Genomic DNA, 8,996 nt, shown 5'->3' on the forward strand with positions numbered 1-8,996 from the left:
TTAACAGGGAACAACCAGGTGTAGTTGTATTTTTCAAAAAAAAAAGAGATAGCCAAATCCATGTAAAAAATTGAGGCTTTTAACTTAATAAGGCAAAAAATCTGGAGTTAAAAAAATCAGGTACCACCAAATCGCTGTTGTGTTCTTTCCAGCAAACCACGGTAATATTCCATCTCCGGATTCAGTTTTAATGCTTCCTCTAAAGCTGCAATCGCTTCAGAATACCTCTTAAGACTATAAAGGGCACTTCCCTTGTTGGCCCATGCAGTTGCATAATCAGGATCCAATTCAATTGCTTTTTCAAAATAAGACAAAGCCATTTCAAAATCTTTTTGATCAAAGATTACAGATCCCTTGTCATTCCAGGCAAGTGCATTATCTGGTGAAATGTTAATTGCCTCATCATATGCCGCTAGTGCTTCAGGAATCTTATCGGTTTTATGATATGCAAGACCAAGGTTAATCCAGGTTCCAGAATGACGGGGCCTTAATTCAATGGCCTTTTGATAGGCGTCGATCGCATCGTGGGTACGACCGGATGAATTCAGCACTATCCCATAATTATACCAGGTATCCGGATAATCATCCTTTAAGTCGATTGATTGTTCAAATGCATCAATTGCAGTGATGAATTCTCCGGTTAAATTCAGAACTGTCCCTTTATTATACCAGCAGAGATATGAATTCGGATCAATTTCCAGTGAACGATCATATGCAGCAAGACTCTGATTATAATCGTTTAAAATTTGGTAGACATTTCCAAGATTACTCCAGGCAATTGCAAGATTTGGATCAATGGCAACTGCTTTTTGGTAAAGATCTAGTGATTCATTAATATTACCCAACGCTTTTTGCGATACCCCCATTGCATTCCAAGCTATCGCATTATCCGGATTTATTACAAGAGCAGCCTGATATTTTTCTATGGCATCCTGGTAATCTCCTTGTCTGAAAAGACTATGCCCCTCCGCGATGAGGTCTTCTCCACCGGAATTTTCAAGTGCATCTACAACAAGAAAACAGAACGAAATGAAAAACACCAACAAAATTACTATTTTTAAATTCATCATTTGTGAAAATAGGTGTACAACCTGATATTCTTTTTCTATGAGACAGAAAATATCAAATTTTTGAGGCTGAATTAGATCCTATTTATATATGCTCCTTACCAAAACAAATAATTCAAAAATGGTGATTTTAACTAAAAATTTGCGAAAATATTTATATTTCTGATATGACAGTATAATTAGAACCGTTGTGAGGTAACCATGCATGAATGAAGGAAGTAAAATTCAGACAAAGAACCTTCTCAAAATTTCCAGCACCGTTGTGTGCCTGATCCTGATAATTTCCGGATTTATTGTTTCATCCTGCTCTGCACAACAGGAATCCGGAAATTCAGGAAGTGTTTCAATCATTGATGACTGGGGAAGAGAAGTAACCCTGGACCATCCGGCTGAAAGAATTGTTTTTGGCCACACTGCTGCCGGTGAAGGAATTCTTCTCGCCGGAGGATGGGATAAGGTAGTCGGAAGAGATGCATCAATCACGAACTATAAATTTTATCCAAATCTTGATTCCCTTCCGGTGATTAATGGCTTAAACCAGGCATTAACCTTAGACTTTGAAAAAATTACTGAATTAGAGCCGGATCTGGTAATTCTACAAAAGAAATATTCTGACCGGAAAAATTTTGATGAAATTGCTGAAACACTGGCACCGGACATTCCAATTGTGGGACTTGATTTCCTTGATCCGGAATCTGCTGACAGTATTCAAAAGTTAGGCATTTTACTTGGAACGAGTGATATTGCTGATAAATATGTCAGATTCCATGATGATACCATCAAACTCATTCGGGAAAAAACAGGTTCACTTTCAGATGATAAAAAGCCGAATGTATTCATCGATGCAGTCGGAATGGGTCCGGACCAGATCTCAACCTATGGGAAAGAAGCCTCCTTCTGGAAAAAAATCTGTGATATTGCCGGAGGAAAAAATATTGCAGCTGATCTTTCATCTGACTTCGTAAAAACAGTAGACCTTGAATGGCTTCTTGAACAGGATATTGATGACATCGTAGTCCAGGTTTGGGACAAAGAAAAGCCGGAATATGTTGGTTATACCGCAACAAATCCCGCAAAGGCAACTGAGGAAGCTCAGGCAATAATTAAGGAAATCTCTGAGAAAGATGTCTATTCACATACCGACGCAGTAAAGGAGGGTAAGGTCTTTGTTCAGGATTATCAGTTGGCAAATAATCCTAAATCTTTTATTGGAGCAGTTTATCTTGCAAAATGGCTTCATCCGGACCTGTTTACGGACATCGATCCAGAGCAGGTTCACCAGGAATACCTGACAAAGTTCATTGGTACAGACCTTGACCTGAATGATGTAGGGATATTTGGATATCCCTGATATTTTTTGAGAATTATGAAAGAATTACCAAAATTACCAGAATCTCTGAGTAGAATTTATGAACAATCCATATCGATGATTTCAGCGAATGCTCTTGCTGCCGGTGTAAAACTCTGTGTTTTCGATAACTTAAGGGAACCAGCTACTGCAGAATTACTGGCAAAAAGACAGGGATTAAATCCCGGTGCAACCCTTGTTCTTCTGGATACCCTAACAGCTTGTGGACATCTTCAGAAAAAAGATGGAATGTACAGGAATATGCCGGATACTGAACTATTTTTGGTATCTGGCAGTCCTACTTATTATGGAGAGATCCTACTTCGCGAATACCAGAGAAATTCGATGAGTCCGGATGCCATCGTAGAGCGGGTAAAATCCGGTCCGGTCCCCCAGTCACACACAAATGATATGTGTAACGAAGGCTTTTGGGAGAGTTATGCACGGTCAATGGCAAACTGGGAACGAGCCGGAACAACCCAGATGCTGGCATCCGAAATATCCGGCCTTTCTGAATTTCAATCATTCAAAACAATGCTGGACCTTGGCGGAGGACCAGGTTTGATGAGCATTGCTATCCTTAAAGAGCACCCATCTATGACCGGAGTGGTATTTGATCAGCCTTCCGTTATTCCGGTTACCCGGCAGTTTATCTCTGAGTATGGCATGGATGACCGGATGAGTACTCAGGGAGGTAATTATCTCGAAGATTCATTTGGAGCAGGATATGATCTAATTCTCTGCAGCTGTACGCTTAATTTTGCAAAACACTACATGGATACTATGGTAAAGCGGATATATGATGCCCTTAATCCGGGGGGGATTTTTGTAAGTCTGCATGATGGCATGGAAGGAGAAGGAACAACTCCAGGAGTTCATGTCCTGAACATGATGACCAGTGCGTTATCCGGGTTCGCTTGTAGTCTTGAAAAAGGGGTTATTGCAGATGCAATGAAAAATGCGGGATTTTCCAGTGTTAGTTCTAAGCAGGTCGTGCTGGACGTAGGGCCATTTGAATTGGATATCGCATTTAAATCAAAACCAGAGTAACCCTTACATTTTTGGCATCTTTTCGCTTCATTTTTGGAGAAACAAATATTTACCTAAAACAATATTTTTAGATAAACTAAAATAGAATTATCTTCAAAATAGTATTCATGAAACGGTTATTAAATAAACCATTCATAAGAAATACAACTAAATACAAGAGTAAAAGAATAACAGGAATAATTTCTGTGCTTGTTTGTTTCCTTACTTTTATCACCCTTACATGTCCTCTGGTAAGTTCTACAGACATGGAAAAACCCACGGGTGACACCAGTGTAACTATCATCGACGACTGGGGAAGAACCGTTACTCTTGATAAACCTGCTGAACGAATCGCATTCAGCCATACTGCAACAGCTGATGGTATACTTCTTGCCGGTGGTTGGGACAAAGTTGTTGGAAGAGAAGGTTCACTTACCGATCCAGATACCTATCCGAACCTTGATTCAATACCCGCTATTGATGTAAACGGACAATGTTTTGATTTGGATTTTGAAAAAATTACCGAAATTCATCCTGATCTTGTGATACTTCAGAAATATTATTCACAAAAAGAAGGATTTGATGAAATTGCAAGCAAATTAGAGCCTGATATCCCAGTAATAGGTCTTGACTTTCTTGATCCTGAATCTGCTGAATCAATAAAAAAATTAGGTATTCTCCTCGGAACCAGTGATGTTGCTGATGAATACGTGAATTTTCATGATGATGTAATCAAAAAAATTAAAGAGAAAACACAAGGTTTGTCAGATGATGAAAAACCGAATGTATTCATTGATGGTGGAGGAATGGGAACAGAACAGATATCCACCTATGGGAAAGAAGCATCTTTTTGGGAAAAAATGTGTGAGGTTGCCGGAGGAAAAAATGTTGCTTCATCACTTTCCGGTGACTATGTTACGAGCCTGGATATGGAATGGTTATTGGAACAGGACATTGATTCAATTATGGCCCAAGCTTATTATGAAAAAGGAAAGCCATCAGGAAGTGGGGAGTCAAAATCATTTGGTTACAAAGCATCTGACCCTTCACATGCGGAGGAAGAAGCCGAATCCATTCTCAATGATGTTAAAAATCTTGATGTCTATTCCAACACTGATGCGGTAAAAAATAATAATGTCCATCTTCAGTATTGGGAACTTGCCTGTACTCCAAAGGCCTTTATTGGAACGGCTTACCTGGCAAAATGGCTTCACCCGGATCTCTTTACGGATCTTGATCCAGAACAAATTCACCAGGAATACCTGACAAAATATCTGGGTACCAATTATGATTTAAAAAATCTGGGCATATTTGCATACCCCTGTTAAAAAAATCTAAAATTTTTTTTACGGTATTATACTTCTATGGTAAAAAACAGATGAAATTTTTCAAAAAAACACTATATACAGTCAATGGAAATCCCAGGTACATAAAATGAAAAAAAATCTAATTTATTACTCTTGTTTGATTCTACTCATGGTAATATGCACAATACCAGTTACAAGCAGTACGACAGAAAATGACCACCCAAGTAGTGTAACTATCATCGACGACTGGGGAAGAACCGTTACCCTTGACAAACCCGCTGAACGAATCGCATTCAGCCATACCGCTGCAGGTGAAGGAATTCTTCTTGCCGGAGGATGGGATAAAGTCGTCGGTAGAGATGGCTCTCTTACAGATTCCAGGTTTTATTCAAATCTTGATACAATTCCTGCTGTGAGCACCACCAATCAGCCATTTACTCTTGATTTTGAAAAAATTACTGAACTTCATCCTGATCTTTTTATCATCCAAAAACACTATGATTCAAGAGAACAGTTTGATGAAATAGCCAATAAACTTGAACCTGATACCCCCATCGTCGGTCTTGATTTTCTTGAACCTGAAAATGCTGACAGTATTAAAAAACTGAGCATTTTAATCGGAACCGAGCAAATCGCTGATGATTATGTTAATTTTCACGATGAGGTCATTAAAAACCTGAAAGAAAAAACAGATTCATTATCACCAGACGAAAAGCCAAATGTATTCTTAAAAAGTGGAACTTCTGATAAAATTAGTACATTTGGGAGGGATGCCTCATTCTGGAATAGAATGTGTTCTCTTGCAGGTGGAAAAAATATCGCTGACGGTCTTCCCGGTGATAATCAGGAGGTAGATCTTGAGTGGCTTACCCAGCAGGACATTGACACAATTGTTGGTTCATGTAGTAATAGAAATTACCCGGAGTCTTTTGGATATCTGGCAACCGAACCATTACATGCATCTGAAAAAGCTGACGAGATAATCAGTGATATTAAGAATAACGAGATTTTTTCACATTCAGATGCAGTTTTAGATGATAAGGTCTTCTTACTGGAAGGAACGATGATAAGCAATCCTAAAGCATTCATTGGAGCTGCATATCTGGCAAAATGGCTCCATCCGGACCTCTTCAGCGATCTCGATCCAGAACAAATCCACCAGGAATACCTGAACAGATTTATTGGAACTGATTATGATCTCAAGAATATTGGATTATTCGGATACCCGACTAATTAAAAAGACCTACAAAAATGACTGCTGATTCTGACATAAACTGGAATGAGATCTGGAAAAACACATTTGAAGATCACATGATCTCCCGTAGTCAGGGAGAATATGCTCTCATGTGGGATACGAAAGAGAAAGCAGAAAAATATCTTCAGATGATGGAACAAAATCCTGACCGTGTGCAAAAAACCCTTACTCTTTTTTCTTTTTCTCCTGATTCGAGAATTCTTGATATCGGGGCTGGTCCGGGAACACTGTCAATCCCTCTGTCCGGAAAAGTAAAGCACGTAACTGCGGTCGAACCGGCCAAAGGTATGGCAGAACTGCTGAAGGAGAGATCACAAAAAGAAACACGAGGAAATATCAATATTGTTCAGAAAAGATGGGAGGATATCGATATTCAAAAAGACCTGACTCCTCCCTATGATTTGGTCATTGCCTCGTACTCACTGGTTATGCCGGACCTGAAACAGGCCATTGAAAACATGCAAAAAGTATGTTCCGGGGAAATATGGCTGTTCTGGATGGCTGGGATGAACAGCTGGGAAAACCATATGAAAAAACTCTGGCCGGTTATCCACGGAAAAACCTTTACCTCACCACCAAAGGCAGATGTCCTGTTTAATGTGTTATACCAGATGAACATCTATCCGAATGTATCATTCACAGAAATGGGACATGTAAAGAGTTTTTCTTCCATTGAAGAAGCAGTTGAAGAAACACGCAAGAATCTTAACTGCTCTCCGGATTATGATAACCAGATTAAGGAATTGTTACTTCCTGAACTGGTTTTACAGGATGGAAAGTACATAAACCAGGAACGATACAAGAGTGTATGCTTTTCATGGAAAAATGAAGCATAAACCAATTTTTAACTGATTTTAGGAAATTTTAAGATCTCCATGACATCAGAATCCACAAAGCCAGGAACCGAGGCAGATTCCATGTATGAACTGTATGCCCAGTTCACCCGGAAGAAAATCCTTTTTATTCTTCTTCTTATAGGTATTATCATCATTCTGGTTGGTATCGCTGCTTCAACCGGATCAGCAGATCTATCTCTCTATGAAGTCTATGCAGCTCTTGTCGGAAGATTTTTCTCATTTGGTCCGGAGAGTTCCTGGGTTGCTGATGTATGCCTCTGGAAACTTCGGTTTCCCCGGATATTCATGGCAATTTTCGCAGGGATAGCTCTTGGTACCACCGGTGTTGTCATGCAGAGTGTTTTGAAAAACCCCCTGGCAGATCCCTATATGATGGGTATTCAATCTGCTGCAGGATTTGGTGCATCTCTTGCAATCATCTTCGGAACAGGGATTCTAGGTGGTTCATACCTGATTGCCGGAAATGCTTTTTTGTTCTCGCTTATCTCGGTAGGAATCATCATTATGCTGGCCGATATGAAAGGGGCGTCTGCTGAAACAATGATTCTGACCGGAATAGCGGTAATGTTCCTGTTCTCTGCGATGACTACCTTTATTCAGTATTTTGCCGAGGCAGAAGCGGTAAAAAGTGCGATGTTCTGGGCTGTTGGAGATCTTGGGAAAACCAGTTGGGATGATTTTTATGTGGTTATTCCCCTCGTGGCCATCTGTTTTCTCTACCTGCTCTGGAAAACCTGGGATTTAAATATCCTTGCCGCCGGAGATGAAACTGCAAAAAGTCTTGGAATTCCGGTCAGAAGAGTCAGGATATCCGTGATGGTTGTCTCTTCTCTGCTGGTTTCCGGAGTGGTCTGCTTTATCGGGGCCATCGGATTTGTAGGTCTTGTATCACCCCACATCTGCCGGATGATAATTGGAGGGAATAACCAGTATCTGCTACCGGCAGCCGGACTTATGGGAGCAATTCTCCTTATTGTATCTGATACGATTGCCCGGACCGTGATGAGTCCTGCTATTATTCCGGTCGGGGTGGTTACTGCATTCCTTGGTGTTCCGTTCTTTATCTACCTGATAATGTTCAGAAAGGGGGAATTCTGGTGACCCTCTCTTTTCATGGGATATCTCTATCTTACGGGACAAATCCGGTTCTACATGACCTCTCATTTGAATTCCAGGAAGCAGAGATTGTTGCCATTGTCGGACCGAATGGTTCTGGCAAAAGTTCCCTGGTCCGGTGCCTGAATAAACTGGTGACTCCCCAGTCGGGAGAGGTTATTGTCGGGGGAGAAAAGGTGTATGGGATGCATGCTCGGGAAGTTGCAAAAATTTTCGGGTATGTACCACAGAATTTCCAGGATATCTTTCCGGCAACGGTTATCGATACCATCCTGATGGGAAGAAAACCCTATGCTACCTGGAGATCCGGCAAAAATGATATCCTGAAAGTTACCGAAGTCATGAAACTCTTACATCTGGAAGAGTTTGCACTCAGGTATCATTCAGAACTCTCCGGCGGGCAGAGGCAGAAAGTGATGATTGCCCGGGCATTTGCACAGGAAAGTAAAGTCCTGCTCTTCGATGAACCTACATCACAACTTGATATCAAACATCAGCTCGAGATCATGGATCTGGTTAAAGAGACCGTCCGGATAAAAAAGATCCTTGCTATTCTTGTGGTTCATGACCTGAACCTTGCATCCAGGTATGCTGATCGGATAATTATGCTCCGGGACGGGAGGATTCATGCAGTCGGTGATCCGAAGAACGTGCTTACTGAAGATAATATCCGGGCAGTTTATGATGTGGAAAGTCTGGTTATGCATGACGGGGAGGTACCGTGTGTTGTTGCGAAAAAGAGGTTGCATGTTGGATCGTAGGTTTATCAACACTCGCCAGGAAAATCATATGATTTTTGATTGAATTATCTCTACAATGTCAAGTTCGAACCGAGAGTTTTGTGAATTATATCGTTTGATCTTTATATAAGTAATTACAATATATTGGCTGTGCTAACTTTGCATTCAAGAATGAGGTCGCACGACTCAGAATCGCGATAGAACATCAAATCTCACATGTAAATGCATTCTTTAATCAGGCGTCCCTTCAGGACTGTTTTTCGACAAAAACGCACAA

Annotated in this window: 8 protein-coding genes; 7 read left to right on the forward strand and 1 reads right to left on the reverse strand. The window is 40.6% G+C overall.

The window, feature by feature from the left end:
• Positions 1–116: 116 nt before the first annotated feature.
• Positions 117–1,070, reverse strand: a complete 954-nt coding sequence (locus DLD82_RS02680) for a tetratricopeptide repeat protein (protein ID WP_109939557.1) — start codon at positions 1,068–1,070, stop codon at positions 117–119.
• Between the two features lie 202 nt (positions 1,071–1,272).
• Between DLD82_RS02680 and DLD82_RS02685 the strand changes: the two genes are divergently transcribed.
• The 7 genes from DLD82_RS02685 (at position 1,273) to DLD82_RS02715 (ending at position 8,740) form a co-directional block, all read left to right on the forward strand.
• Entirely contained in the window at positions 1,273–2,418 is a 1,146-nt protein-coding gene (locus DLD82_RS02685) for an ABC transporter substrate-binding protein (protein WP_109939558.1), read from the forward strand.
• A gap of 15 nt (positions 2,419–2,433) precedes the next feature.
• A complete protein-coding gene (locus DLD82_RS02690) occupies positions 2,434–3,465 on the forward strand; it encodes a methyltransferase (RefSeq protein ID WP_109939559.1) in 1,032 nt (343 codons plus the stop codon).
• Positions 3,466–3,650: 185 nt separating this feature from the next.
• Positions 3,651–4,772: an ABC transporter substrate-binding protein gene (locus tag DLD82_RS02695; RefSeq protein ID WP_245920346.1), complete on the forward strand. Its 1,122-nt coding sequence runs from the start codon at positions 3,651–3,653 to the stop codon at positions 4,770–4,772.
• A 148-nt stretch (positions 4,773–4,920) separates the two neighbouring features.
• Positions 4,921–5,988: an ABC transporter substrate-binding protein gene (locus DLD82_RS02700; protein ID WP_245920347.1), complete on the forward strand. Its 1,068-nt coding sequence runs from the start codon at positions 4,921–4,923 to the stop codon at positions 5,986–5,988.
• Positions 5,989–6,062: 74 nt separating this feature from the next.
• A complete protein-coding gene (locus tag DLD82_RS02705) occupies positions 6,063–6,842 on the forward strand; it encodes a class I SAM-dependent methyltransferase (protein ID WP_219968292.1) in 780 nt (259 codons plus the stop codon).
• A 39-nt stretch (positions 6,843–6,881) separates the two neighbouring features.
• The gene (locus DLD82_RS02710; RefSeq protein ID WP_109939563.1) at positions 6,882–7,964 is read left to right on the forward strand and encodes a FecCD family ABC transporter permease; all 1,083 of its coding nucleotides are present in this window, start codon (positions 6,882–6,884) and stop codon (positions 7,962–7,964) included.
• Positions 7,961–8,740 carry an ABC transporter ATP-binding protein gene (locus DLD82_RS02715; protein WP_109939564.1) on the forward strand — a complete coding sequence of 260 codons (780 nt, stop codon included), beginning with the start codon at positions 7,961–7,963 and terminating at the stop codon, positions 8,738–8,740. The genes DLD82_RS02710 and DLD82_RS02715 overlap by 4 nt, the downstream gene beginning before the upstream one ends.
• Positions 8,741–8,996: the final 256 nt, after the last annotated feature.

This window comes from Methanospirillum stamsii (assembly GCF_003173335.1).
In the GTDB taxonomy this organism is placed as follows: Archaea; Halobacteriota; Methanomicrobia; order Methanomicrobiales; family Methanospirillaceae; genus Methanospirillum; species Methanospirillum stamsii.